Source organism: Sphingomonas sp. IBVSS2 (assembly GCF_002127225.1).
Lineage (GTDB): Bacteria > Pseudomonadota > Alphaproteobacteria > Sphingomonadales > Sphingomonadaceae > Sphingomonas.
In genome coordinates, this window is the sequence record NZ_NFUR01000005.1 from 127,045 (window position 1) to 150,055 (window position 23,011).

24 protein-coding genes are annotated in these 23,011 nt (G+C 66.6%); 13 read left to right on the forward strand and 11 right to left on the reverse strand.

Going from position 1 to position 23,011, the window contains the following annotated elements; translation table 11 throughout:
- Positions 1–19: 19 nt before the first annotated feature.
- Together CAP40_RS16135 and CAP40_RS16140 are read left to right on the forward strand one after the other, a co-directional pair.
- Positions 20–700, forward strand: a complete 681-nt coding sequence (locus CAP40_RS16135; RefSeq protein ID WP_086130579.1) for a tRNA (guanosine(46)-N(7))-methyltransferase TrmB — start codon at positions 20–22, stop codon at positions 698–700.
- 33 nt (positions 701–733) lie between these two features.
- On the forward strand, positions 734–1,957 hold the full coding sequence (locus tag CAP40_RS16140; RefSeq protein ID WP_306298588.1) for an aminotransferase class V-fold PLP-dependent enzyme: 1,224 nt from the start codon (positions 734–736) through the stop codon (positions 1,955–1,957).
- Here CAP40_RS16140 and CAP40_RS16145 read toward each other — a convergent pair.
- The 3 genes from CAP40_RS16145 to CAP40_RS16155 all read right to left on the reverse strand — a co-directional run bounded on the left by CAP40_RS16145 (position 1,954) and on the right by CAP40_RS16155 (position 4,349).
- Positions 1,954–2,646 carry a Crp/Fnr family transcriptional regulator gene (locus CAP40_RS16145; protein ID WP_086130795.1) on the reverse strand — a complete coding sequence of 231 codons (693 nt, stop codon included), beginning with the start codon at positions 2,644–2,646 and terminating at the stop codon, positions 1,954–1,956. The genes CAP40_RS16140 and CAP40_RS16145 overlap by 4 nt on opposite strands.
- A gap of 77 nt (positions 2,647–2,723) precedes the next feature.
- Entirely contained in the window at positions 2,724–3,938 is a 1,215-nt protein-coding gene (locus CAP40_RS16150; protein ID WP_086130796.1) for a GNAT family N-acetyltransferase, read from the reverse strand.
- A 51-nt stretch (positions 3,939–3,989) separates the two neighbouring features.
- Complete coding sequence (locus CAP40_RS16155; protein WP_179188280.1) at positions 3,990–4,349, reverse strand: STAS/SEC14 domain-containing protein; 360 nt, start codon at positions 4,347–4,349, stop codon at positions 3,990–3,992.
- 42 nt (positions 4,350–4,391) lie between these two features.
- On the opposite strand from CAP40_RS16155, the gene CAP40_RS16160 reads away from it, so the two are divergent.
- Entirely contained in the window at positions 4,392–4,856 is a 465-nt protein-coding gene (locus CAP40_RS16160; protein WP_086130582.1) for a DUF2721 domain-containing protein, read from the forward strand.
- 15 nt (positions 4,857–4,871) lie between these two features.
- Here the strand turns inward: CAP40_RS16160 and CAP40_RS16165 are convergent, their stop codons facing one another.
- Genes CAP40_RS16165 through CAP40_RS16175 form a run of 3 tightly spaced genes read right to left on the reverse strand, consistent with a single transcriptional unit; the run spans position 4,872 to position 9,380 of the window.
- The gene (locus tag CAP40_RS16165) at positions 4,872–6,503 is read right to left on the reverse strand and encodes an amidase (RefSeq protein ID WP_086130583.1); all 1,632 of its coding nucleotides are present in this window, start codon (positions 6,501–6,503) and stop codon (positions 4,872–4,874) included.
- Positions 6,504–6,550: 47 nt separating this feature from the next.
- Positions 6,551–7,714, reverse strand: coding sequence for an HlyD family secretion protein (locus CAP40_RS16170; protein WP_086130584.1), 1,164 nt, complete (start codon positions 7,712–7,714; stop codon positions 6,551–6,553).
- Entirely contained in the window at positions 7,707–9,380 is a 1,674-nt protein-coding gene (locus tag CAP40_RS16175) for an MFS transporter (RefSeq protein ID WP_086130585.1), read from the reverse strand. The genes CAP40_RS16170 and CAP40_RS16175 overlap by 8 nt, the downstream gene beginning before the upstream one ends.
- Before the next feature lie 659 nt (positions 9,381–10,039).
- Here CAP40_RS16175 and CAP40_RS16180 point away from each other — a divergent pair.
- Together CAP40_RS16180 and CAP40_RS16185 are read left to right on the forward strand one after the other, a co-directional pair.
- On the forward strand, positions 10,040–11,974 hold the full coding sequence (locus CAP40_RS16180) for a ribonucleoside-diphosphate reductase subunit alpha (protein WP_086130586.1): 1,935 nt from the start codon (positions 10,040–10,042) through the stop codon (positions 11,972–11,974).
- A 61-nt stretch (positions 11,975–12,035) separates the two neighbouring features.
- Entirely contained in the window at positions 12,036–12,512 is a 477-nt protein-coding gene (locus CAP40_RS16185) for an endonuclease domain-containing protein (RefSeq protein WP_086130587.1), read from the forward strand.
- A gap of 2 nt (positions 12,513–12,514) precedes the next feature.
- Here CAP40_RS16185 and CAP40_RS16190 read toward each other — a convergent pair whose 3' ends face one another.
- Positions 12,515–12,778 carry a DUF2171 domain-containing protein gene (locus tag CAP40_RS16190; RefSeq protein ID WP_086130588.1) on the reverse strand — a complete coding sequence of 88 codons (264 nt, stop codon included), beginning with the start codon at positions 12,776–12,778 and terminating at the stop codon, positions 12,515–12,517.
- Between the two features lie 101 nt (positions 12,779–12,879).
- Here CAP40_RS16190 and CAP40_RS16195 point away from each other — a divergent pair, with 101 nt between their 5' ends.
- From CAP40_RS16195 to CAP40_RS16220, 7 genes are all read left to right on the forward strand, one after another.
- The gene (locus CAP40_RS16195; RefSeq protein WP_086130589.1) at positions 12,880–13,221 is read left to right on the forward strand and encodes a hypothetical protein; all 342 of its coding nucleotides are present in this window, start codon (positions 12,880–12,882) and stop codon (positions 13,219–13,221) included.
- A gap of 17 nt (positions 13,222–13,238) precedes the next feature.
- Positions 13,239–13,439, forward strand: coding sequence for a hypothetical protein (locus CAP40_RS16200; protein ID WP_256924285.1), 201 nt, complete (start codon positions 13,239–13,241; stop codon positions 13,437–13,439).
- Positions 13,436–13,648 (forward strand): hypothetical protein, encoded by a 213-nt coding sequence (locus CAP40_RS16205; protein ID WP_086130591.1) that lies wholly within the window; start codon positions 13,436–13,438, stop codon positions 13,646–13,648. The genes CAP40_RS16200 and CAP40_RS16205 overlap by 4 nt, the downstream gene beginning before the upstream one ends.
- A 5-nt stretch (positions 13,649–13,653) precedes the next feature.
- Complete coding sequence (locus tag CAP40_RS16210) at positions 13,654–14,712, forward strand: ribonucleotide-diphosphate reductase subunit beta (RefSeq protein WP_086130592.1); 1,059 nt, start codon at positions 13,654–13,656, stop codon at positions 14,710–14,712.
- A 1-nt stretch (position 14,713) separates the two neighbouring features.
- Entirely contained in the window at positions 14,714–15,880 is a 1,167-nt protein-coding gene (locus tag CAP40_RS16215; protein ID WP_086130593.1) for an AAA family ATPase, read from the forward strand.
- A complete protein-coding gene (locus CAP40_RS20515; protein WP_179188282.1) occupies positions 15,880–16,470 on the forward strand; it encodes a hypothetical protein in 591 nt (196 codons plus the stop codon). Before CAP40_RS16215 ends, CAP40_RS20515 begins: the two co-directional genes overlap by 1 nt.
- A gap of 173 nt (positions 16,471–16,643) precedes the next feature.
- Complete coding sequence (locus CAP40_RS16220) at positions 16,644–17,276, forward strand: outer membrane protein (RefSeq protein WP_086130594.1); 633 nt, start codon at positions 16,644–16,646, stop codon at positions 17,274–17,276.
- 532 nt (positions 17,277–17,808) lie between these two features.
- Here CAP40_RS16220 and CAP40_RS16225 read toward each other — a convergent pair.
- Positions 17,809–18,756: a lipase family protein gene (locus tag CAP40_RS16225; RefSeq protein ID WP_179188284.1), complete on the reverse strand. Its 948-nt coding sequence runs from the start codon at positions 18,754–18,756 to the stop codon at positions 17,809–17,811.
- 148 nt (positions 18,757–18,904) lie between these two features.
- The gene (locus CAP40_RS16230; RefSeq protein ID WP_179188286.1) at positions 18,905–19,381 is read right to left on the reverse strand and encodes a cytochrome c; all 477 of its coding nucleotides are present in this window, start codon (positions 19,379–19,381) and stop codon (positions 18,905–18,907) included.
- Between CAP40_RS16230 and CAP40_RS20520 the strand changes: the two genes are divergently transcribed.
- Positions 19,380–19,700 carry a hypothetical protein gene (locus tag CAP40_RS20520; protein WP_179188288.1) on the forward strand — a complete coding sequence of 107 codons (321 nt, stop codon included), beginning with the start codon at positions 19,380–19,382 and terminating at the stop codon, positions 19,698–19,700. The two genes, CAP40_RS16230 and CAP40_RS20520, sit on opposite strands and share 2 nt — an antisense overlap.
- Before the next feature lie 11 nt (positions 19,701–19,711).
- Here CAP40_RS20520 and CAP40_RS16240 read toward each other — a convergent pair whose 3' ends face one another.
- Positions 19,712–21,775, reverse strand: a complete 2,064-nt coding sequence (locus tag CAP40_RS16240; protein ID WP_086130597.1) for a S9 family peptidase — start codon at positions 21,773–21,775, stop codon at positions 19,712–19,714.
- A 21-nt stretch (positions 21,776–21,796) separates the two neighbouring features.
- The gene (locus tag CAP40_RS16245; protein WP_086130598.1) at positions 21,797–22,963 is read right to left on the reverse strand and encodes an MFS transporter; all 1,167 of its coding nucleotides are present in this window, start codon (positions 22,961–22,963) and stop codon (positions 21,797–21,799) included.
- Positions 22,964–23,011 lie beyond the last annotated feature (48 nt).

A 23,011-nucleotide genomic window follows, 5' to 3' on the forward strand; every position in this document is an offset into this window, starting at 1 on the left:
GGACGCTAACAGGCGGCCCGTGTCCGATCCCGTTTCCATCCGCCGTCTCTATGGCCGCCGCCAGGGCCACAAGCTCCGCCAGGGCCAGTCCGCTCTTGTCGAGGAACTGCTCCCGCAGGTGAGCCTGCCCGAATCGGGTCCGCTCGATTCGACCATCCTCTTCGGCGACGATCGCCCGCTCGAGTTCGAGATCGGCTTCGGCGCGGGCGAGCATCTCGCCGGCCAGGCCGCGATGCGCCCCGATCACGGCTTTATCGGCTGCGAGCCTTTCCTCAACGGCGTGGTCGGCGCGCTCGGCCATGTCCGCGACGGCGATCTGCGTAACGTCCGCCTGCACATGGGCGACGCGCTCGAAGTGCTCGAGCGGCTGCCCGATGCCAGCCTCGACCGGCTCTACCTGCTCCATCCCGATCCCTGGCCCAAGGCCCGCCACGCCAAGCGCCGGATGATGAACCATGGCCCGCTCGACATCATCGCGGCGAAGCTCAAGCCCGGCTGCGAGTTCCGCCTGGGCACCGACGATCCGACCTATTGCCGCTGGTCGATGATGATCATGGACCAGCGCCGCGACTTCGCCTGGCAGGCGAAGACCGCGCAGGATTTCCTCACGCGCCCGGCGGACTGGCCCGAGACGCGCTACGAGCGCAAGGCGCGGCGCCAGGGCCATGAGGTCTGGTACTTCCGCTATATCCGGCAATAGGCGATAGGCCGCCGCATCGGGAGGAGGGGAATGATGGACCGCAGGACCTTGCTCGCCGCCGCGGCCGCGATGCCCGTCGCCCCGGCCCTTGCGGCGGACGACGCGCGCTGGGCCGGCATCGCCGCGCAGTACGACGTCACGCGCAAGGTGGTGCAGCTCGAGCACGGCAATTGGGGAATGATGGCGCGGCCGGTGCATGCCGCCTATCGCGCCCATGTCGATCGCGTGAACCGCGACACCAGCTTCTATGCCCGGCGCGAGATGCCCGGCGAGATCGAGGGGGTCCGCGCCCGGGTGGCCGCCGCGATGGGCGTGGGCCCGGGGGAGCTCGCCTTCACCCGCAACGCCACCGAGGCGATGCGCGCGCTGATCCTGGGCTATAGCCGCCTGCGCCCCGGCGACGCGGTGCTCCATGCCGATCTCGACTATGACGCGATGCAGGCCTGCATGGAGAGCCTGAAGGGCCGGCGCGGCGTGGAGGTGATCAAGATCGCCCTGCCGCTGCCCGCCACGCGCCAGGCGGTGCTCGATGCCTATGCGCGGGCCTTTGCCGCGCACCCCAATCTCCGCATGGTGCTGCTCACCCATGTCAGCCATCGCACCGGGCTGGTGCTGCCGGTCGCCGAGATCGCGGCGATGGCCCGGCTCCGCGGCATCGACGCGATCGTCGATGCCGCGCACGGTGTCGGCCAGATCGACTATAAGCTGCCCGATCTCGCCGCCGACTTCCTCGGCATCAACCTGCACAAATGGATCGGCGCGCCGCTTGGCGTCGGCGCGATCGTGATCCGGGGCGGCCGGCTGGCGGATATCGATGTCGACCCCGCCGAGGCCGGCGCGAGCCCCGCGGACATCCGGTCCCGCGTCCATACCGGCACGGTCGATTATGCGGCGCTGCTCGCGGTGCCCGCGGCACTCGATTTCCATGAAGGCATCGGCGCCGCCGCGAAGCAGGCCCGGCTCCGGGCGCTGCGCGATCGCTGGGTCCGCCCTGCGCGCGAACTGGCGACTGTCGAAGTGCTCACGCCCGACGACCCCGGCAGCTATGGCGCGATCACCGCGTTCCGGCTGAAGGGCCGGACGTCGCACGAAGCCAATGTCGCGCTGGCCAGGCGGCTGCTCGACGAGCATGGCATCTTCACCGTGCACCGTGACGGCCTGGCGAGCGGAAGCTGTGTGCGGGTGACGCCGGCGCTGGCGACGACCATGGAAGAGGTGGACCGCTTCGTCGCGGCGCTGCGCAAGGTCGCCGGCTAGGCCGCTTCCAGCATCGCCCGGTCGCGGATGGTGATGCCGCGCGCGCCCATCAGGTTGATCGCGCCCTCGGCCTTGAGCCTGCTCAGCTGGCGGCTCACCGTCTCGATCGTCAGCCCGAGCACTTCCGCCATCTCGCCGCGCGTAAGGGGCAAGTCGAAGGTCACCGGCCCGGAGGCAGTGGCGCGGCAGCTCCGCACGCGATCGGCCAGGTCGAGCAGGAAGCCGGCCAGCTTCTCGCGCGCCGAGAGCCGGGCGAGGGTGAGCATCCGCCCCCGCGCCTCGTCGAGCGCCGCCAATGTGCGCCGGAGCAGCAGCCGCTCCATGCGGACATGGTCTTCGAGCACGCGCTCGAACGGCTTGCGCGGAAAGACGCAGAGCTCGACGTCGCCGAGCGCAGTGACGGTGAAGTCGGCCAGTTCGGCCCAGGGGCGGCCGACGAAATCGGCCGGGTAGAGCAGCCCCACCACCTGCTCGCGCCCGTCGGGCGTGACGGCGCTGAGCTTGAGCACGCCGGAGAGCAGGTTGGCGCAGACCAGGCTTTCCTCGCCGGCCCAGACCAGCGTCTGCCCGCGCGTCAGCCGGCGCCGCTGGCCGAGCGCGTTGAGCGCATCGAGCTCGACATCGTCGAGGCTGGCGCAGAGCGCGCGGTCGCGCACCGCGCAGTCGGAGCAGATATGGGCGGCAATCATGCGCCGCATATCGGGGGCGGTTTGACGAAGGTCAAAGCGACGGATTGTCCCAGGGGGCAGGCCCGCGGGAAGTCACGTCACGAGCCGGGAAGTGCCCCATGTATCTCTGTCTGGTTGCTGCCGCCTTTGCGTTCTTCATCGCCGCGGTCGCCTTCCTCAGCATCGAGGACGCGGTTCGTTTCCGCCGGCGCTGATCCGGCCTCGGCGCGGCCGGTGCGCTTCCAGGCGCCGCGCAGCAGCTTGCCGGCCAGCGCGTCGAGCCCCGGCCGCACGAACAGCCAGTCGCGGATCGCCGGGCCCTTCGCGGCGCCGATCACCTGCTTGTAGCCGCTGTCGCCGGCGCCCCAGTCCACGGCGGTGATGCCGTCCTCGATCGCGCGGACGAGGTTGCGATAATAGAGCAGCTTGCCGGGCGAATGCTTGGCGAAGCGCGGATCATAGCTGTTCGCGATCGCATATTTGAGCGGGCCGGCGTTGAGGTCGAACGAGAAGGCGGCGGGGGTGCCGTCGACGCGGAGCAGCGCCGTCCACATCATCCCGGCGATCACGGGATCCTCGGCGGCGGCGTGCCAGAAGCCGCCATGGCCGCGCGCGGTGAACTTGGCGTCCGAGCCGTCGGTCCGCGCCGCGATCCAGCTCTTCTCCTCGATGCCGGCGAGCGCCTCGAACGCCGCGTCGTTCCAGCCGGCGCCGTGGACGAAGCTCCAGTCGAGCGCGCCGTGCCCGCCCAGGTGCTTCTCGTGGAAACGGTTCTTCTTGAGCGTCGAGTTGCGCGGCCAGGTGCCTTCGGCGCGCTCGGCGGCGATGTCGAGCAGGAAGCTGTCCGCCACGAACCGGTCGAGCACCGCCCAGCCGCGGTTCCGCGCCGCCTCCTTGAGCAGCTCGAGCCCGGGATCGCCGTCATAGACCGGGCCGACGCGCAGGGCGCGCGCCGCGCGGGCGAGCCGGGGAAGCAGCGCCTCGATCGCCTCGACACCGGCATCCTCGCGCACGGGGAAGCTGCGGAAGGGCCAGTAGCAGCCGGGGATCGCGGCCAGTTTCGCCCAGGCCGGCCCGGCCGAGACGATCGGCAGCGCGGCGACGGGCTCGCCCTCGCGCGCCACGGTGAGCGTGCGGGCATGGCCGCCATAGGTGCGGAGGGCGGCGGCGAACCAGCCATAGCGCAGGAAGCGGTGCGACGGGCGGGCGCCCGCCGCTACGGCGTCGATCGCGCCGGCCAGCCCGTCGACGCAATCGACGATGAGCGTCGGCGGCAGGCGCGTGAATTCCTCGAGCAGCATCGGCTTCGACATGGCCATGCTTCTAGCCCGCCACCCGTTACCAAGCCGTGATGACGCGGGCGATCACCCCGCGCGGGCCCAGGCGCGAGCGGCGTCCAGCTCCTCGGGCGCGAAGATCTTCTGCTCGCCCGGCACCATCCACCCGGTGGCGCGGCTGGCGGCGACGATCCAGCCGATATCGGTCACCACCGCGACGCGGCCGATCTTGGTGAGGTGTCCCACGCCCCAGCTGATGTCCTTCCACCACGCCGCCAGTTCCATGCCGGCGAAGCTGCGGATCACCGCGACCGCCGACAGCTTGCCGTGGCGGGCGATCACCGCCTCCATTTCGGTGGCCCCGGCGTCATATTCGGCGCGGGTGACTTCGCCGTCGACGGTGAACTCGATCACCCCGGCATCCATGTCGGTCTCGAACTGCATCATGGGCTTCACTCCGTTCGGTTCCCCGGTCATAACGCATGACGCATGGAAGGACCCTATCTCTCCACGGTTTCGGAAACGATTCAGGCGGCGATCGCGCCCGTGTTCCTCCTGGCGGGCATCGGGGCGTTCCTGAACGTGATGGTCGGCCGGCTCGCCCGCATCGTCGATCGCGCGCGCAACATCGAGCAGCTCCACCCGCGATCCACCGGGCCCGAGCATGATCGCCATGTGTGGGAGCTGCGCATCATCGATCGCCGCATCTCGGTGATCAACAACGCGATCTTCCTGTGCACGGCCAGCGCCCTCGCCATCTGCTTCGTCGTCGCGATGATGTTCGTCGCGCGGCTCAGCAACCTGCATGTCGGCATCTGGGTGGCGAGCGCCTTCATCGTCTCGATGCTGCTGCTGATGGCCGGCCTGATCTATTTCCTGTTCGAGGTGCGCATGTCGCTCGAGGCGATCCATGTGCGCGAGGAACTGCTCGAGCTGGACGGCAAGAAGAAATGATCGCCGGGGCGGCGGCTATTGCCGCGGCCCCAGGTCCGCCGGGATCGTCGGCAGATATTGCGGCGCCACCCGGGCGTGCGTCGCCTGCTCATAGGCATAGCCGGCCTTGAGCAGCAGCCCGTCGGCATAGGCCGTGCCGATGAAGGACAGGCCGGCCGGCAGCCCGTTCACCAGGCCCATCGGCACGGTGAGGTGCGGATAGCCCGAGACCGCCGGCAGCTCGCTCGCCGAGGGGCCCTGGAACTGGTCGCCATGCGCCGGGTCGCTCAGCCAGGGCGTGCCATAGGTCGGCGTGACGAGGATCCGCGCGTCCGCGGCCTTCAGCATCGCGTCGATCCCTTCGGGCCCGGCCATGCGCGCCGATTTCTCGCGCGCCGCCAGATATTCGGGATCGTCCAGGCCCTTGGACTTGTCGGCCTTGATGAAGGTCTCCTGGCCGAAGAACGGCATCTCGGCGTCCTTGTGCGCCTCGTTGAAGGCGATCAGGTCGGCGAGCGTCTTCGCGCCCACGCTGGCTGGCGTGGTGGCGAGATAGGCGGCCATGTCGGCCTTCAATTCGGTGTGGAGCACCAGCCCCTCGGCCTCGCCCAGGCCCTTCAGCTCGGGCATCTTCACTTCGACCAGCACCGCGCCGGCGGCGCCGAGCTCGGCGAGCGCCTTGCCGAAGCGGGCGGCGAGGTCGGCCGCCATCTCGGGCTTCCAATAGCCGATCCGCATGCCCCTGAGCGCGTCCGGGCCCAGCCCGGCGGCATAGTCCTTGCGGTGCTTGTCTGCGTCCTTCGTCGCCGGGTCGGCAGGATCGCTGCCCACCATCGCGCCGAACAGGATCGCCGCGTCCTTCACCGAGCGCGCCATCGGCCCCGGCGTATCCTGGCTGTGGCTGATCGGCACCACGCCGGTGCGGCTGATCAGCCCCAGCGTCGGCTTGAGCCCGACCAGCCCGTTCATCGCCGCCGGGCATACCACCGATCCGTCGGTCTCGGTGCCCACCGCCACCGCCGCCAGGCTCGCTGCGATCGCCGCGCCCGATCCGCTCGACGAGCCGCAGGCGGAGCGGTCGAGCGCATAGGGGTTCTTCACCAGCCCGCCCATGGCGCTCCAGCCGCTCATCGAGTTGTTCGAGCGGATGTTCGCCCATTCGGAGAGGTTGGTCTTGCCGAGGATGATCGCGCCCTGCGCCCGCAGCCGCGCGACCAGCGGCGCATCCCGACCGGTGTCGTTGTTGGCCAGCGCCAGGCTGCCCGCGGTGGTGGGCATGTTCTGCGTCTCGATATTGTCCTTGATCAGTACCGGGATGCCGTCGAGCGGGCCGAGCGGCTTGCCGGCCCTGCGCCGGTCGTCGCTGTCGCGCGCATCGGCACGCAGGTCCTTGGCGGGCGCGACGGCGATCACCGAGCGCAGCGTCGGTCCGGCACGGTCGAGCTTGCCGATCCGCGCGACATAGGCGTCGACGACATAGCTGCTGGTCATGCTCCCGTCGGCGAGCGCCGCGCGTAGCGCGTCGATCGACTGTTCCTCGACGGTGGGGAGCGGGCGCGGCGTTTCCTGGACGACGATATCGGACGGGGCGGGGGCCGGCACCTCCTGCGCCCAGGCGGGCATAGCCCAGGTCAGAGCCACCGCCAGCGCCGTCATTCCCGTCCGCATATGCCGTCCCCGAATCTCGTTGCGGGGCCAGCCTAGCGTGACTTTACTCAGTCCCCAACCGCCACGCTCGCCTCCACCGACATGCCCGGCCGCAGCCGCACGGCCACGGGCTGGTCCGGATCGATCCTGATCCGCACCGCGATCCGCTGGGGGATCTTCACGAAATTGCCCGTCGCATTGTCGCTGCGGATCACCGCGAACTCCGATCCCGCTGCCGGCGCCAGCTGCTCGACCGTGCCGGTCAGCTTCGCGCCGCCCAGCGCATCCACCCGGAAGCTCGCTTTGGCGCCCGGGCGGATCTTCGCCGTCTGCGCTTCCTTGAAATTGGCGGTCACCCACAAGGTCTGCGGCACCAGTGCCATCAGCTGGGTGCCGGCCGTGACATATTGCCCGCGCCGCCCGCCGATCTCGCCCAGCTGGCCGGCCACCGGCGCGCGGATCACCGTGTTGGCGAGGTCGATCTCGGCGAGATGGAGTGCCGCCTTGGCCGCATCCACCGCGGCGACCAGCCCGCCCTTGTTCACCGTGACGCTGCGTATGTCCTCGCTCGCCACCGTCCGCGCCGCCTGGGCCTGTGCCACCGCCGACTGGGCGGTGCGCAGGGCGGCGAGCGCCGCATCGCGGTCGCGCCGGGTGATGAAGCCCTGCTTCGCCAATGCGTCGATCCGGTTGAAATCGGCCTGCGCCTTGGCGAGCTGCGCCTGGGCCGAGGCGACCGCCGCTTCCTGCGAGCCATAGGCCGCGGTCTTGGATGCCGCCTGTTGCGGGTTGTTGGCGAGCGCGGCCTCGGCGCTGGCGACGTTCGCCTTCGCCTGGTCGACGCGCTGGCGATAGATGCGCTCGTCGATCGTCGCGAGTACGTCGCCTGCCTTCACGGTCGCGAAATCCTGGACCGGCACGTCGGTGAGATAGCCGCTCACCTGGGGGCTGATGATCGTCACCTGCCCGCGCACATAGGCATTCTCGGTCGACTGGACGTTGCCGGCAAAGGGCCAGACCTGCCACGCCATCAGCACCGCGGCCACGCCTGCCAGCACCAGCAGCACCGCGACCAGGATGGCGGTCCAGGAGAGCCGGGGCGGGATCCAGCGGCGCGCGGCGACTTCGGGCGTGGGCGGCGGATCCGCGCCCTCGCTCGGCGCGGGCGCGGGGGCCGGCACTGGGGCCGGCTTCGCGTCCGCTTCGATCGCCGGGGTCGTCGGCTCAGCCATTCCGTGCTCCTGCTTGCTGCTCGGCGGCGGCGCGCGCCAGGTTCTCGCGCCGGATCCGCATGATGGGGATGAAGACCCACAAGATCGTCCCCGCCGCGATCGCCGCGATCAGCAGGAACGTGTCGTTATAGGCCAGGATGTTCGCCTCGCGCGTCACCGTCTGCGAGAGGATCGCCGCACCTTCGGCCTGGCGCAGGCCGGGGTCGATCAGCACCCGGCCATAGGCGCCGGCATTCTGCTGCAGGCGCTGCGCCACCAGCGGATCGCCGCTCGCCAGCTGGGCGACGATGGCGTTGCTGTGCGCCCGCTCGCGGATCACCTGGAAGGTGCCGAGCATCGCCGATCCGAACAGGCCGCCCAGATTCTGGGTGATGCCGAACAGCGCCGAGAAGCTGACGAAATGAGTCGGGCCCTCGCGCAGTGCGCGGGTAAGCCCGATCAGCATCGCCGGCCCGATGAACAGGGCACTGGCGAAGCCCAGCAGCGCCTGGCTGAAATACATGTCGTGCGGGCGGATCAGGTTGGTCGAATCCGAATCGAGCCAGGCGCCCAGGCCGATCAGCGCCAGTGCGATCAGGATCGGCTTGCCCAGGAACAGGGGATCGAGCGTCAGCGCGCCGATCACCACCCCGGCCAGCGTCGCGAGCAGCACCACCAGATAGAGCATCCGCATCTGGTCGTTGCCCATGCCCAGCACGGTGAGCAGCCCCGACGCGCCGATCGTCTGTTCCGAAAGCACCACGCGCACCAGGATCGAGACGAGCGCGAAGCGCACGATGTCGCGGCTCGCCAGCCAGCGCGTGTTGAGCAGCGGGCGTTCGCGGTGATGCTCGATCAGCCAGGCGATCGGCAGCAGCACGATCGCCCCGATCAGCGCCGGCGCGATCCACGGTGCTTCGAACCACCAGAGCGCCCGGCCCATGCCCAGCACCGCGCAGAGCAGCGCCATGCCGCCGGCGAAGATCGGGAAGGTGAGGAAGTCGAGCGGCTCGAACACCTTCATCCGCTCGACCGGGGGCAGCACGAGCAGGCGCACCGCGGCCAGGCAGAACAGGGCCAGGCCCAGCTCGAACAGATACATGGTCTGCCAGCGATCCGGCTCGAAGGCTTCGCTGGGGAAGAGCCGGGCAAGGGGGACGGCGATCTGCGGCAGGCTGATCGCGATCACGATGCCCTTCAGCCGGTGCTCGGGCGTCCAGGCCTGGACCATGTAGAGCAGCCCCACCGTACTGCACGCCGCCGCCGCGATCCCGCTCAGCGCGCGCACCGCCACCGCCGTCGCGAAGCTGTGCGCGATCAGGTGCCCGGCGGTGGTCAGCGCGAAGGCGCCGAGGAAGATCTGGGTGAACAGCCGGATGCCGAACTGCTGGCGGAACTTGATCAGCACCATGTTCGCGCAGACGTTCGTCATCACATAGACGGTCGGTAGCCACTGGATCTCGGCCGAATAGAGCCCCAGCGATCCCTGCAGGGTCGTCAGGTTCGCGGTGACGATCGCATTGCCCAGCGAACCCGACAGGATCACCAGCACCGCCACCGATATATAGGCTGCGCGCCGCAGCGGCGGGTGCCAGGGGGTAGGGGGCGAACCGGGGATCGGCGAGCGCTCGTGCGGGGCCGGCTGCCATGCCGGCTGCTCCCCCGTCGCTGCCCCGTTCGTTGCCATCCCGACATAATCCCGCTCGCGGCGAAACGATCCGCCAAAGGACTGCCTCTAGACCCGGGCAAGTCTGATTGAATATCGCGCAATCGGCAACGCTCGGTTGCGTGGACTGCAATCGTTCATCCGGGCAGCCGCATTGCTCCGGATCGAGAAGTGTCGGTTCCCTGGCGAAGCGCGCCTGCCTTATCCCTATGCGGTAATGGCCATCATCTGCGGTGCGATCGCGCGGCCGACCACAAGCCCTTGTGGTCGGCCGGATTCCTCCACGCGAAAAAAATTAACGTTCCGCGTTCGTTCCCTTGCCTTTCGGAAACTCTAGGAAAGTCCGCGCGTCGCGGCATTGCAGCAGATATGCAGGTGCCACGAACCGAGTCATTTTAGCGACGAAACGTTGTGGAAATTAACCATTTCGGGTCTTGTGCGCGGACTCGGATTGGCACAATCTGTTGTGGTTGCACTGAGGGGCAAGCTCAAGCACTGGTGGACGTGGCGCCGCATACCCATATGCGGAACGGGTCGATTCGTGCCTGGGACGAAGTGCGATGGACATGTTTTGTTCTTCGCGCGCGGCCGCGTCGATGCTAGGATCGGCAGCCCCTTCGAGTCGGGATTTGATGCCTTCCCCCGGGGAAGGCCGGTGAAGCTTTTCAGGGGTGAGAGTTATGGAATTCAGGGACACGGAAAACAGCGTGAACGAGACCGTCGCCGAAGCCCCCGCCACTGCCGGCAAGCCGGCCGCGAGCGATGTCGCCAAGGCGGCGCCGAAGGCGCGCAAGCGGAACGACAGCAAGGCCGTCGCGCCGCGCGCGTTCGATGTCGAGGTCGATCATTCGCGCGACGCGCTGCTCACCGAATTCGGCAAGGAAACGCTGCGCGACCGCTATCTGTTGCCCGGCGAGACCTTCCAGGACCTGTTCGTGCGCGTCGCCTCGGCCTATGCCGACGATCAGCCGCACGCCCAGCGCATCTACGACTATATCTCGAAGCTGTGGTTCATGCCCGCCACGCCCGTTCTGTCGAACGGCGGCACCGGCCGCGGCCTGCCGATCAGCTGCTTCCTCAATTCGGTGCCGGACAGCCTGAACGGCATCGTCGACACCTGGAACGAGAATGTCTGGCTCGCCTCGCGCGGCGGCGGCATCGGCACCTATTGGGGCAATGTCCGCGGCATCGGCGAGCCGGTGGGCCTCAACGGCAAGACCTCGGGCATCATCCCCTTCGTCCGCGTGATGGATTCGCTTACCCTGGCGATCTCGCAGGGGTCGCTGCGCCGTGGCTCGGCCGCCTGCTATCTCGACATCTCGCACCCGGAGATCGAGGAGTTCCTCGAGATCCGCAAGCCGTCGGGCGACTTCAACCGCAAGGCGCTGAACCTGCACCATGGCGTGCTGATCCCCGATGCGTTCATGGAAGCCGTGCGCAACGGCGAGGAATGGGTGCTGCGTTCGCCCAAGGACCAGTCCGAGCGGGGCAAGGTCGATGCGCGCGCGCTGTTCCAGAAGCTGGTCGAGACCCGCCTCGCCACCGGCGAGCCCTATATCGTGTTCGCCGATCACGTGAACTCGAACATGCCCAAGCATCATCGCGATCTGGGCCTCAAGGTCTCCACCTCGAACCTCTGCTCGGAAATCACGCTGCCCACGGGCAAGGATCATCTGGGCAATGAGCGCACCGCGGTGTGCTGCCTCTCCTCGCTCAACCTCGAGACCTGGGACGAGTGGAAGGGCGAGGCCGGGATGATCGAGGACGTGATGCGCTTCCTCGACAATGTGCTGCAGGATTATATCGACCGGGCCGAGCCGGGCATGGAAAAGGCCGCCTATTCGGCCAGCCGCGAGCGTTCGGTCGGCCTGGGCGTGATGGGCTTCCACTCCTTCCTCCAGGCGCGGAACATCCCGTTCGAGGGCGCGATGGCGAAGAGCTGGAACCTGCGCATGTTCAAGCACGTCAAGGCGCAGGTCGACCAGGCCTCGATGGCGCTCGCCGTCGAGCGCGGGCCGTGCCCGGATGCGGCCGACATGGGCGTGATGGAGCGCTTCAGCTGCAAGATGGCGATCGCGCCGACCGCGTCGATCTCGATCATCTGCGGCGGCACTTCGGCCTGTATCGAGCCGATCCCGGCCAACATCTACACGCACAAGACGCTGTCGGGCTCGTTCTCGGTCAAGAATCCCTATCTGGAGAAGCTGCTCAGCGAGAAGAGCAAGAACTCGGATGCGGTGTGGAACTCGATCCTCGAGCAGGGCGGCTCGGTCCAGCATCTCGACTTCCTCAGCCCGGAAGAGAAGGACGTCTACAAGACGAGCTTCGAGATCGACCAGCGCTGGATCCTCGAGCTGGCCGGCGATCGCTCGCCCTATATCGACCAGGCCCAGTCGCTGAACCTGTTCATCCCGGCGGACGTGGAGAAGTGGGACCTGCTGATGCTTCACTTCCGCGCCTGGGAGCTCGGCATCAAGTCGCTCTATTATCTCCGCTCCAAGTCGGTGCAGCGCGCCGGCTTCGCGGGCGGCGTGGAGGCCGACAACACGATCGAGAAGCCGCAGTTCAACCTGGGCGAGTCGACGGATTATGACGAATGCCTGGCGTGCCAGTGAGGTGAAGATCTCTCTCCCATGGGAGAGGGGAAGCCGCGGAGCGGCGGAAGGGTGAAGGCGAATGCGCCTCTATCGTGATCAGCCGTCGGGTACGGTGTCGCAGCTCCGCGAACTTCGTCGCAATGCGACGGATGCCGAGAAAAGGCTGCTTCGCTCACTGCGCGAGGCCTTCCCCGAGCGGAAGTGGCGATTCCAGGCGCCGGTTGGGCCTTACCGCGTTGATCTGCTTTGCTTTGCCGAACGGCTGGTGATCGAGGTGGATGGCGGACAGCATGCCGAAGCAATTGAATATGATGCGCGCCGTACGCGTTTCATCGAATCCGAAGGTTATCGCGTGCAGCGCTTCTGGAACAACGATGCGATGGAGAACATCGATGGCGTCCTGGCCCAAATCTCCCTCTCCTTCCGGGAGAGGGAAGGGGCCCATTGCGTAAGCAATGGGAAGGGTGAGGGCGTGCATTCGCATAGTGCGCCGCGCCCGCCCTCACCCCGCGCCGCTACGCGGCCTGCACCTCTCCCGCGGGGAGAGGGGGCATGACCTCAGGCTTCTTCCTCGAAGATCTCGATCGCATTGGCCGCGGTGGCGGACAGGCGCACCTTGTCGCCTTCCACGCCGGCGACCAGGCCGACCGAGACATAGTGATGATGCCCGGCATGGCTGCCCGTCGCGCCTTCGATCTCGGCGGCGCTGTCCTTTTTGGTGAGCTTGATCCGGCTGCCCTCGACCTTGTCGACGGTGCCGACATGGACGCCGTCGGCACCGATCACTTCCATATGCTCCTGGATTGCACGCACGTCGGTCATGTCGGATCTCCTTGGGGGGATGGTTCGCACGCTCAACGCGCGCGGCGGCGAAACGATGCAGCTGCGCGCGCCGCTTCCCACGCACCCGAAAGGGGAATCGCATGAATCCCGTTCGCGCCTCTTTCCGAGCCTTGGCGCTCACTGCCCTTCTGCTGCTCGCCGCCTGTGCGAAGCAGGTGCCCAGTGCCGTCCAGCCCGAAGCGCCGGGCTTCCTGCTCGGCCTGTGGCACGGCTTCATCTTCCCGGTCGCCTGGTTCCTGTCGCTGATCGTGCCGGATGTCGCCGTCTATGCCGTGCCCAATAATGGCGGCTGGTATGATTTCGGCTATTTCCTCGGCATCTGCGTGTTCGGGGTCGGCGCCAATCGCGGGCATCGGGTCACCCGGGTCGTCTATCGCGACCGGGTGGTGCGCGGCCGGAACACCACGGTGATCGACCAGTGACGCGCAGCCTCGCCCTGATGGCAGGTATTGCCGGAGCCACGGGCGCCGCGGGCCTCGCCGCCCTGGTGAAGCCTGCCGCCGCGCGCGCCTGGCTCGGCCTGCCCGAGGGCGAGGCGAGCAGCTATGCGCTGCGCATCGCCGGCATGATGCTCTTCGCATTGGGCCTGTTCCTCGGCGGTTTCGCAGCGGCCTTCACACTGGCGGGAGGGGCTGCATGAGCAACGGCCTGGTCGGCGCCTTCGCGTTCTTCGGCATGCTGGGCGGTGTCTTCACGCTGGCACCGCGCCTCGTTGCCGCCCGCGTGCTCGGCAACGGCGATCCCGGCCCGGAAGGGCTGCGCGGCATCCGGGCCGGGGGCTTGATCCTCCAGTTCGCCGCCGCGGTCCTTGCTGCGATCCTCCTCTATTCTCAGTTCGTCACGGAGTAACCCCAATGCCGCTTCTCGAAGCCCGCAAGACCTACAAGCCCTTCGAATATCCCTGGGCGTTCGAGTTCTGGAAGCGCCAGCAGCAGATCCACTGGCTGCCGGAGGAGGTTCCGCTCGGCGAGGATTGCCGCGACTGGGCGCAGAAGCTCACCGATCACGAGCGCAACCTGCTCACCCAGATCTTCCGCTTCTTCACCCAGGCGGACGTGGAGGTGCAGGATTGCTACCACGAGAAATATGGCCGCGTGTTCAAGCCGACCGAGATCAAGATGATGCTGACCGCGTTCAGCAACATGGAGACGGTCCATATCGCCGCCTATTCGCACCTGCTCGACACGATCGGCATGCCCGAGACCGAATATGCCGCCTTCCTCCAGTATAAGGAGATGAAGGACAAGCATGACTATCTGAGCACCTTCGGCGTCGACAGCGACGAGGACATCGCCAAGACGCTCGCCATGTTCGGCGGCTTCACCGAGGGGCTGCAGCTCTTCGCCTCGTTCGCGATGCTGATGAACTTCCCGCGCTTCAACAAGATGAAGGGCATGGGACAGATCGTGTCCTGGTCGGTGCGTGACGAGAGCCTGCACTGCGAAGGCATCATCAAGCTGTTCCATGCCTTCTGCAAGGAGCGCAACTGCCTCACCCCGTCGGTCCGCGACGACATTCTCGACATGTGCCAGAAGACGGTGCGCATCGAGGACGCGTTCATCGACCTGGTGTTCGAGATGGGCCCGGTGAACGGGATGACGCCCAAGGAGATCAAGAAATATGTCCGCTACATCGCGGACTGGCGCCTGGGCCAGCTCGGCCTCAAGCCGATCTACATGGTGGAAGAGCACCCGCTGCCCTGGCTCGCCCCGCTGCTGAACGGCGTCGAGCATGCCAATTTCTTCGAGACCCGCGCGACCGAATATTCGAAGGCGGCGACCCGCGGCGCCTGGAACGAAGTGTGGGATTCGTTCGACAAGCGCCAGAAGGCCAAGATCACGCCGGTCGCCAACGAGGATGGCGGCGAGGGCGGGCCGGACATGTTCTCGAAGGCGGGGATTGCGGCGGAGTAAGATGGCAGAAGATAGTCGATCTCCACTTCGCTTCACCCGGCTTCGCGCGGAGCGTTGGAAGAATTTTGGTGAGTTTGAAATTGAACTCGCTAGGCGCGTGTTCTTTGTAGGTGCGAATGCGGCGGGGAAATCCAATATCCTGGATATTTTTCGTTTCCTTCGGGACATAGCAAAGGTCGGCGGAGGATTCAGAGAGGCGGTTGAAAGTAGAGGTGGCGTATCTGCTATTAGAAGCTTGTTCTCTCGTAAAAAAACTGACGTTGAAATTGATGTATCTGTTGGAACGGAATCTTCTAACAACATATGGCGATATGTACTTGCGTTTGGTCAGGATAATAATAGGCAGGCAAAAATTATCAGAGAGCAAGTTTATAGTAATGGAGTTCTAATATTAGATAGACCAGATGATAACGATAGACTTGATGAGGCAAGGTTGAGTCAAACTCATCTTGAACAAATCAGTGCAAACAAGCCTTTCCGCGGATTGGCTGAATATTTTGACTCGATTTCTTATCGCCATATAGTTCCGCAAATTGTTAGAGAGCCAGATAGGTCGTTTGGGCGGGCGGAAGACCCTTTTGGCGGCGATTTTCTCGAAGTGGTTGCGCGAACACCTAAGAAAACACGCGACGCGCGGCTACGAAGGATTGCTGAAAGCCTGTCGTTTGCTGTGCCGCAGCTAAGTGAATTGACGCTTGATCAAGACACTAAGGGGTTCTGGCACCTAAAGGGCCGATATACGCACTGGCGTGCGACTGGTGCTTGGCAGACTGAGGATCAGTTTTCAGACGGGACTTTGCGGCTGATGGGGCTGCTATGGGCTCTGATGGAGTCTGGTGGGGCGCTCCTTCTAGAGGAACCTGAGCTCTCCCTTCATCCTGCCGTGGTGCGGCACCTTCCTGCTCTTTTTAGTCGAGTGGGACGTAGAAATGGGCGGCAAGTCATCGTGACTACCCATTCAGATGCACTTTTATCAGATGAAGGTATTGGCCTTGACGAAGTTCATCTTCTGGCAACGGCACATGAGGGTACAAATGTACAAACAGCAGTTCATGATAATCAAATAAGACTGCTTCTTGAGGGCGGGATTACAATGGCGGATGCTGTTTTCCCTAGGGTTCGGCCTGCGAGAATTGATCAGCTACCACTTTTCTCAAATCTGGTCTGATGGCGATTTTTTCAGTAGCGGGTGAGGGTATCTTGGACTTGGCAGTCGCGAGGAAAATGCTTTCGCGCTACGGCCATCAAGTCGCATCTGAATTTGATAAAGGAGGTAAGCATAGGCTAGATGCCGCGATCCCTGGATATCTTAATGCGGCACGTTTCAGTCCTTGGCTCATTCTAAGAGACTTGGATGATGATGGATGCCCGGTGGCCTTGCTGAATCAAATAGCCCCAAACCGTCATGAGATTGGTGGAGCGCTGATTCGCCTATGCAATAGATCTGTCGAGTCGTGGCTCCTTGCTGACCGCAGCGGTTTCGCGCGTTTTTTCGGATTGGCGCTCGCTATAGTTCCAGCCAATCCGGATCTTCTCGTAGATCCAAAGCAGGTTCTTATTCAATGTGTTTCAGCCAGCCGTCATCGGAACTTGAGGGAAGGTGTCATTCCTAGGCCAGGGTCAGGCAGAAAGGTTGGTCCGGAATATAACGCGGTCCTGTCTGATTTTGTTAACGAAATTTGGGATGTTGATCGAGGGTGTGATCAGAGCAATAGTTTGAGCAGGGCATCTGGACGGATTGCCAACTTTGATGCCTAGTATCACTATTTTAACCGTGTCCCCAAGGCAACACCCCCGCCGCAATCCCATGCTGCAATGCAACCCGGCGGACTCCTCGTGCATTGACCCCATGCCCCGCCGCCAGCGCCCGCGTATCTGGGCCGCCTTCGGCGGGGCGAGTGTTTGTAATAGTCACGAGGTTCCCCCCCCACATGCGTAAACTCATCGCCGCCGCGGCGTTCGCCGCGCTGCCCTTCGCCGTCCCCGCCGCCCAGGCGCAGGATGCCGGCGCCGACAGCGCTTCCGTCGACACCGCCACCACCGCCGCCCCGGCCCGGACCGCGCCCGACGGCACCCGCGCCTTCGGGATCGAGCCCTATATCGGCGTCATGGGCGGCTATGAGCGGTTCGATCGCCAGTCCAACGCCGGCATCCCGATTCCCGCGAACGGCAAGGCCTATGACGGCGCCCTGGTCCAGGGCGTCGCCGGCATCAACATCCCGCTAGGGCCCGTCTTCGTCGGCGCCGAGGGCAATGTCGCCAAGGGCATCAAGGGCGATATCGACTGGGAATATGGCGCCGCCGGCCGCTTCGGCCTGCGCGCGGGCGAGAGCGGCATGATCTATGGCAAGGTCGGCTACCAATGGGTCAATTTCGACGCGCTGGGCAACAACAGCCGAGACTATCATGCGATGACCTATGGTGCCGGCGTCGAGGTCGGCCCGAAGGACATCGGCTTGGGCGGCGTCACCGGCAATAGCGGCGTGCGCCTGCGCATGGAGATCAACACGTTCAACAATGCGAAGAGCTTCCGCCCGATGGCGGGCGTGATCGCGCACTTCTGAGCCGCGCGGGCGGCGCACCCCCCGGGCTGCGCCGCCCGCTCTGCCGCACGCAAGGGTCGTTCGCGCAGAGGATGCGGAGAAGATCGGCGGGCCGCACAGCGCTGACGATATCGCCGTCGACCCGAGCCTGTCGATGCGCAAGCTCTGCGTCCTTCGCGCCCTCTGCGCGAACATCCTTCTCTCCGCGTCTCCGCGTGAAGCAATATTCCTCCTGCTGACGACGGCCTAGCCGCACCATGATCGCGCCGCCCGGCAAGGGCGAGGCGTGGTGAGCCGCGTGCGATGAGGGCGATGCCTTCGCGAGTTTTCGCGCCGGTTCGGTTCGCGCCCGGCCGCGGCGAGGAAAGAGGAAAATGGTTCACGCGGAGGCGCGAAGGCGCGGAGGAACGGTGCTCGCGGTGGGGCTATGCGCCCTTCGACGGCTGGAAGAGGGGGCGGTGAAAGTGGAAACGCCGCAGACGCGGCGAGCCGCGCATCTTCGCGCCTTCGCCTGAGCCTCTCACTTCTTCTTCGTCGCGCCGTCGCGCGAAGGTCATGCCCGCTTGCGCGCCCCGCCCTCGCCATGGTCGCACACCGCCTCGCCGTCGCAGATCAGCCGGTCATAGCCGCTGCCCGGGCAGATGGCGTGCGCAGTCAGGATCGCCGGGGCCAGCGCCTCGAGCCCGGCGCCGCGCCGGTCGAGCAGGCGGCGGATCGGGCGGCGCGAGCCGGCCCAGGCCCGATGGCCCGGCTTGGGCGCCGGCGGCGGTGCGACGAGCAGGCCGACCGGGCGATAATCGGCGACGGCGAGTCTGGGGAACACGCCCCTGGCGATCGCACGCGCCCAGGCCGGCGTGGCCGGGCTCAGCGGCAGGTGCGGCACCACGTCGCCCGGCATCTCGTAGCGCAGGCAGGCGATGCGGGTGCGGTCATAGCTGGCGGCGAAGTCGGCATTGCCCGCGCGCGCCGCGGCGATGGTGGCGACGCTCACCGGCAGGTCCGCCCATTCCTGCACCTGGGCCGAGCGCATCGCCGCCAGATTGGCGAGCGCGCCGCCCTTGCTATGGCCGGTGACGAACAAATGCCGCCGCGCCTTGCGGTCGAGCAGGCTCTGGTCGAGCATCGCCTGGATCGCGGTGCGCACGCCGGGGCCCGAGCCCGCGTCGTTCCACAGCCGGCGCGTCGATTCGGCAAAGCCGAAATGCACGCCGCCGCCATAATGCGAATCCTCGACGCACAGCGAGAAGGCGTCGTTCAGCCAGTCGAGCACCACGTCCCAGCCGTCATGCGCGCTGCCGAAAAAGGGCGGGAGCGAGCCGCGGAACGCCACCACCACGCCCTGGGCCGTGCGGCCGACCAGCGCCTGGTCGATCTGGCGCTGGCCGAGCGCGCTCTCGCGGCGGACGACGAAGGGCGCCTCGATCCAGCCGACGTTGCGGCCATGGACGTGCATGGCCGGCTGATAGGCCTGGCTGGAAGCGTAGAGCAGGCGGCGTTTCATGCAGTCGTGCATCGGCAATACTCCCCGAACCATACAGCCTTGCCCCGGCCGATGGTGCACAGGCAATTAGGGTTAACACCGGAGTCCAAAATCGCGAAGCCGCGCTTTCGTTGCGCTGAACCGGAATTGGGTGCCCGGGCGGGCTTGCTCAATGATGGTCGTCGGGCTTGCGATAGGCGTCGTGGCACGCCTTGCAGGCCTTGCCCACTTCGCCGAACTGCGCGGCGAAGCCGGCCTTGTCGCCGGCCTTGGCGAACTCGGCGAGCTTGGCCGCCGCCGCGGCATAGTCGGCGGCGCGTGCCTCGAAGCCGGCGCGGTCGCTCCACACGGTGGGCTGCGCCTCGGACGGGGCCATGCCGCTGCCGGCGGGGAACATGCCGGGGATCGCCCGGGCCCAGCCGGCAAGCGCGCGGGCGGCGAAGCCCAGCGCCTTGGGATCGTCGCCGCGATCGATGCCCGCCTTGATCTGGCCGAACAGCGCGCCGGACAGCAGGAAGGCGGCCTTGCGGCCGGCGATCACGTCCGCGGCCGGATCGGCGGCGACGGCGCGGCTGGCCGGGGCGGTGGCCGCCAGGCCGGTGAACAGCGCCGCCGCGGCGCCGAGTGCGAGCATGGAAGTGCGCATGGATTCGCTCCCTTGGTCGGAGACGGCGAGGCTAGGCCTCCTTCCTTCGATCCGCAACGGCCGCGCAACCTTGTCCATTATGGAGATGGTTGCCACCGAAACGGATCGGAGATCGCCTATGCTGCCGGGCGTGGCAGAAGGCGAAGCTCCTCGGGTCGAGTATGCGTGCGAACGTTGCGGTGGTGTTGCCGTTACGCGCGACGCCTGGGCCGAATGGGACGTCAGTTCCCAGGCCTGGGCGCTCAGCGAGACGTTCGATTTCGCCTTCTGCCACCAATGCCACCGCGAGACCCGCCTCGCGGTGCGGCCGGTGGGATAGAGGGGGGAAATTCAGGCGGTGGCGCCGAGCTGCCACAGCACGAACGCCATCTCGTCGGCGGCTTCCTTCAGGCTCTCCCACCGGCCGGATTTGCCGCCATGGCCGGCGCCCATATTGGTCTTGAGCACCAGCACCTGGTCGTCGGTCCTGGTGGCGCGCAGCCTGGCGGCCCATTTGGCGGGCTCCCAATAGGTCACGCGGGGATCGTTGAGCCCGCCCGAGATGAACAGCGGCGGATAGGCCTGGGCAGCGACATTGTCATAGGGCGAATAGGAGCGGATCAGCGCGAACGCGGCCGGATCCGTCACCGGATTGCCCCATTCGGGCCATTCGCCCGGGGTGAGCGGCAGGCTCTCGTCGAGCATGGTGTTGAGCACGTCGACAAAGGGCACGTCGGCGACGACCACCGCCCACAGGTCGGGATCGGAATTGATCACCGCGCCCATCAGCTCGCCCCCCGCGGAGCGGCCTGCGATGGCGATGCCGCCCTTGTGGGTGAACCCCCGGTCGATCAGCCCCCGGGCGACATCGACGAAATCGTTGAAGCTGTTGGTGCGCTTCTCGAGCTTGCCGTCGAGATACCATTGCTGGCCGAGATCGTCGCCGCCGCGGATATGGGCGATGGCGAAGGCGACGTCGCGGTCGAGGAACGAGATGCGGCTGGTCGAGAAGCCCGGCGGGATCGCATAGCCATAGGCGCCATAGGCATAGAGATACAGCTTGCCCGTGCCGTCCCTGGGGAAGTCCCTGGGATAGACGATGGACACGGGCACTTCGGTGCCGTCGCGGGCGGCGATCTTCAGCCGCTCGGTGCGGTATTTCGACCCGTCATAGCCCGACGGGATCTCCTGGACCTTCAGCGTCTCGAGCGCGCCGGTGGCGACGCTATAGTCATAGACCGTGCCAGGCGTGACCATCGACTCATAGCCGATGCGCAGCTTGTCCATCGCATATTCGGGATTGTCGCCCAGCCCGGCGACATAGCTGGCCTCGGGGAATTTCAGCCGCACCGGGGCGATGGCCGGGTCGTAGCGGTGGAGCTCGATCTGATCGAGCCCGTCCTCGCGCCCCTCGACGATGAAATAGTCGGCGAAGCAGGTCACGCCGGTCATGTAGAAATGCGCCGACGGGCCGATCCGCTCGGTCCATTCGCCGGGCGTCGCCACCGGCGCGGTCACCAGCCGGAACTGCGGATCGACGTCGTTGGTATGGATGAACAGCGTGCCGTCATGCTCGTCCACGTCATATTCGCGGCCCGGCTTGCGGGGGCTGACGCAGATCATCGGCCGGGAGGGATCCTCGGGTGAGAGGAGATAGACTTCGCTGGTCACATGGTCGCCGGTCGAGATCAGCAGATAGTTGCGCGACTGGGTCTCGCCCACCGCGACGCGGTAGCCCTCATCCGCTTCCTTGAAGAGCTCGACGTCCCGTTCCACCGGCTCGCCGAGCCTGTGCCAGCGGGCATTGTCGGTCCGCCAGTTCTCGTTGGCGAGGCCGTAGAGGAAGCCCCGGGAGTCGGCGGTCCAGACGATCTCGGAGAGCATGCCCGGGATCGTGTCCGGCAGGAGTTCGCCGGTCTCGAGGTCCTTCACCCGGACCTCGAACCGCTCCGAGCCGTTGTCGTCGACGGCATAGGCGAGCAGCCGCCCGTCCGGGCTCACCGAGAAAGCGCCGAGCCGGAAATATTCCTTGCCCTCGGCCAGTGCCGGCTCGTCGAGGATCATCACGTCCTCGCCGCCATCCACGGAGCGCCGCCACCAGCGCGGATATTCGCCGCCGGTCTCGTAGTCGGTCCAGTAGAGCCAGTCGCCGTCCTTCTGGGGAACGGTGGATTCGTCTTCCTTGATACGCCCGCGCATCTCGGTGAACAGCGTCTCGCTGAGCGGCTCGAGCGGCTCCATCACTTTCTGGAAATAGCCGTTCTCCGCCTCGAGATAGGCGAGCACGTCCTTGTCGGTGACATTGGGATAGGCCGGGTCCTTGAGCCAGGCCCAGGGATCCTCGATGGTGACGCCGTGGCGCGTGAAGCTGTGCGGGCGAATGGCTGCGACGGGCGGCGAGGGAAGATCGGTCATCGGCCTTCCCTAGCGTGCCCCTCAGCCGACCGCCACTGCCCGCCGCCTTCGCACCAGCCGCGGCGCCAGCACCATCGCGAGCCCGGCCAGCGCCATCGCCGCGCCGGCCAGCGACACGGCCGGATAGCCCAGGCCCTGGCGGATCACTTCGCCGCCCAGCGCCGCGCCGATCGCATTGCCCAGGTTGAACGCGCCGATATTCATCGCCGAGGCGAGGTTGGGCGCCTCGTGCGCGGCGTCCATCACACGCATCTGCAGCGGCGGCACCAGCGCGAAGCTCGCCGCCCCCCAGAGCGGCAGCAGGATCATCGCCACCGGCAGCGAGAACATGCCGAGCGCGAACAGCACCAGCAGCACTGCCAGCGCCGCCGTCATCGTGATCAGCGCGGCCTCGACCGAGCGATCGGCATAGCGCCCGCCCAGCCAGTTGCCCGCGGTGAGGCCGATGCCGAACAGCACCAGCGCCACCGTTACCTGGAAGGTGGAGGCGTGCGCCGCCTCCCGCAGGATCGGCGCTATATAGGTGAACACGGTGAACATCGCGCTGAAGCCCACCATGGTCAGCGCCAGCGCGAACAGCACCGGTCCGCGGCCCAGCACGCGCAGCTCGGCGCCCATATCGGCATCGGCCTGGCCGGGCAGCGCCGGCACGAACAGCCGCAGCGCCGCCATCGTCACCACGCCGATCGCCGCGATCGCCGCGAACACCGCGCGCCAGCCGAACGCCTCGCCCGCCCAGGTGGCGAGCGGCACGCCGCCGATCGTCGCGATCGTCAGGCCCATGAACATCGCCGCGATCGCCCCGGCCCGCCGCTCGGGCGGAACCAGGCCGGCGGCCACCACCGATCCCACGCCGAAGAACGCGCCATGGTTGAGCGAAGTCACGATCCGCGCCGCCAGCAGCATCGCATAGCTGTCGGACAGCGCCGCCAGCAGGTTGCCCAGCGTGAAGATGCCGGCGAGTGCGATCAGCAGCGTGCGGCGCGGCACGCGCCCGGTCGTCAGCGTCATCAGCGGCGCGCCGATCAGCACGCCGATCGCATAGGCGCTGACGAGCAGGCCGGCCGCGGGGATCGAGACGCCGAGATCGCCCGCGATCACGGGCAACAGCCCCATGGGCGTGAATTCGGTGACGCCGATGCCGAAGGCACCGATGGCGAGCGCAGTGAGGGCGAGGCGGGGACTCATGGATGGGGCTCCGGGATTTGTGCGGCAATGCAAATGGACTGGCATGCA

What these genes read in the sequence shown, in the direction of transcription:
- CAP40_RS16240 (WP_086130597.1), bottom strand. Translation starts at nt 21,775, where the DNA reads ATGACCGATCTTCCCTCGCCGCCCGTCGCAGCCATTCGCCCGCACAGC.
- CAP40_RS16165 (WP_086130583.1), bottom strand. Translation starts at nt 6,503, where the DNA reads ATGCGGACGGGAATGACGGCGCTGGCGGTGGCTCTGACCTGGGCTATG.
- CAP40_RS16200 (WP_256924285.1), top strand. Translation starts at nt 13,239, where the DNA reads ATGGCAGGTATTGCCGGAGCCACGGGCGCCGCGGGCCTCGCCGCCCTG.
- CAP40_RS20520 (WP_179188288.1), top strand. Translation starts at nt 19,380, where the DNA reads ATGGATTCGCTCCCTTGGTCGGAGACGGCGAGGCTAGGCCTCCTTCCT.
- CAP40_RS16170 (WP_086130584.1), bottom strand. Translation starts at nt 7,714, where the DNA reads ATGGCTGAGCCGACGACCCCGGCGATCGAAGCGGACGCGAAGCCGGCC.
- CAP40_RS16185 (WP_086130587.1), top strand. Translation starts at nt 12,036, where the DNA reads ATGCGCCTCTATCGTGATCAGCCGTCGGGTACGGTGTCGCAGCTCCGC.
- CAP40_RS16175 (WP_086130585.1), bottom strand. Translation starts at nt 9,380, where the DNA reads ATGGCAACGAACGGGGCAGCGACGGGGGAGCAGCCGGCATGGCAGCCG.
- CAP40_RS16150 (WP_086130796.1), bottom strand. Translation starts at nt 3,938, where the DNA reads ATGTCGAAGCCGATGCTGCTCGAGGAATTCACGCGCCTGCCGCCGACG.
- CAP40_RS16140 (WP_306298588.1), top strand. Translation starts at nt 734, where the DNA reads ATGGACCGCAGGACCTTGCTCGCCGCCGCGGCCGCGATGCCCGTCGCC.
- CAP40_RS16215 (WP_086130593.1), top strand. Translation starts at nt 14,714, where the DNA reads ATGGCAGAAGATAGTCGATCTCCACTTCGCTTCACCCGGCTTCGCGCG.
- CAP40_RS16230 (WP_179188286.1), bottom strand. Translation starts at nt 19,381, where the DNA reads ATGCGCACTTCCATGCTCGCACTCGGCGCCGCGGCGGCGCTGTTCACC.
- CAP40_RS16220 (WP_086130594.1), top strand. Translation starts at nt 16,644, where the DNA reads ATGCGTAAACTCATCGCCGCCGCGGCGTTCGCCGCGCTGCCCTTCGCC.
- CAP40_RS16155 (WP_179188280.1), bottom strand. Translation starts at nt 4,349, where the DNA reads ATGATGCAGTTCGAGACCGACATGGATGCCGGGGTGATCGAGTTCACC.
- CAP40_RS16190 (WP_086130588.1), bottom strand. Translation starts at nt 12,778, where the DNA reads ATGACCGACGTGCGTGCAATCCAGGAGCATATGGAAGTGATCGGTGCC.
- CAP40_RS16225 (WP_179188284.1), bottom strand. Translation starts at nt 18,756, where the DNA reads ATGAAACGCCGCCTGCTCTACGCTTCCAGCCAGGCCTATCAGCCGGCC.
- CAP40_RS16145 (WP_086130795.1), bottom strand. Translation starts at nt 2,646, where the DNA reads ATGATTGCCGCCCATATCTGCTCCGACTGCGCGGTGCGCGACCGCGCG.
- CAP40_RS16205 (WP_086130591.1), top strand. Translation starts at nt 13,436, where the DNA reads ATGAGCAACGGCCTGGTCGGCGCCTTCGCGTTCTTCGGCATGCTGGGC.
- CAP40_RS20515 (WP_179188282.1), top strand. Translation starts at nt 15,880, where the DNA reads ATGGCGATTTTTTCAGTAGCGGGTGAGGGTATCTTGGACTTGGCAGTC.
- CAP40_RS16210 (WP_086130592.1), top strand. Translation starts at nt 13,654, where the DNA reads ATGCCGCTTCTCGAAGCCCGCAAGACCTACAAGCCCTTCGAATATCCC.
- CAP40_RS16180 (WP_086130586.1), top strand. Translation starts at nt 10,040, where the DNA reads ATGGAATTCAGGGACACGGAAAACAGCGTGAACGAGACCGTCGCCGAA.
- CAP40_RS16245 (WP_086130598.1), bottom strand. Translation starts at nt 22,963, where the DNA reads ATGAGTCCCCGCCTCGCCCTCACTGCGCTCGCCATCGGTGCCTTCGGC.
- CAP40_RS16195 (WP_086130589.1), top strand. Translation starts at nt 12,880, where the DNA reads ATGAATCCCGTTCGCGCCTCTTTCCGAGCCTTGGCGCTCACTGCCCTT.
- CAP40_RS16160 (WP_086130582.1), top strand. Translation starts at nt 4,392, where the DNA reads ATGGAAGGACCCTATCTCTCCACGGTTTCGGAAACGATTCAGGCGGCG.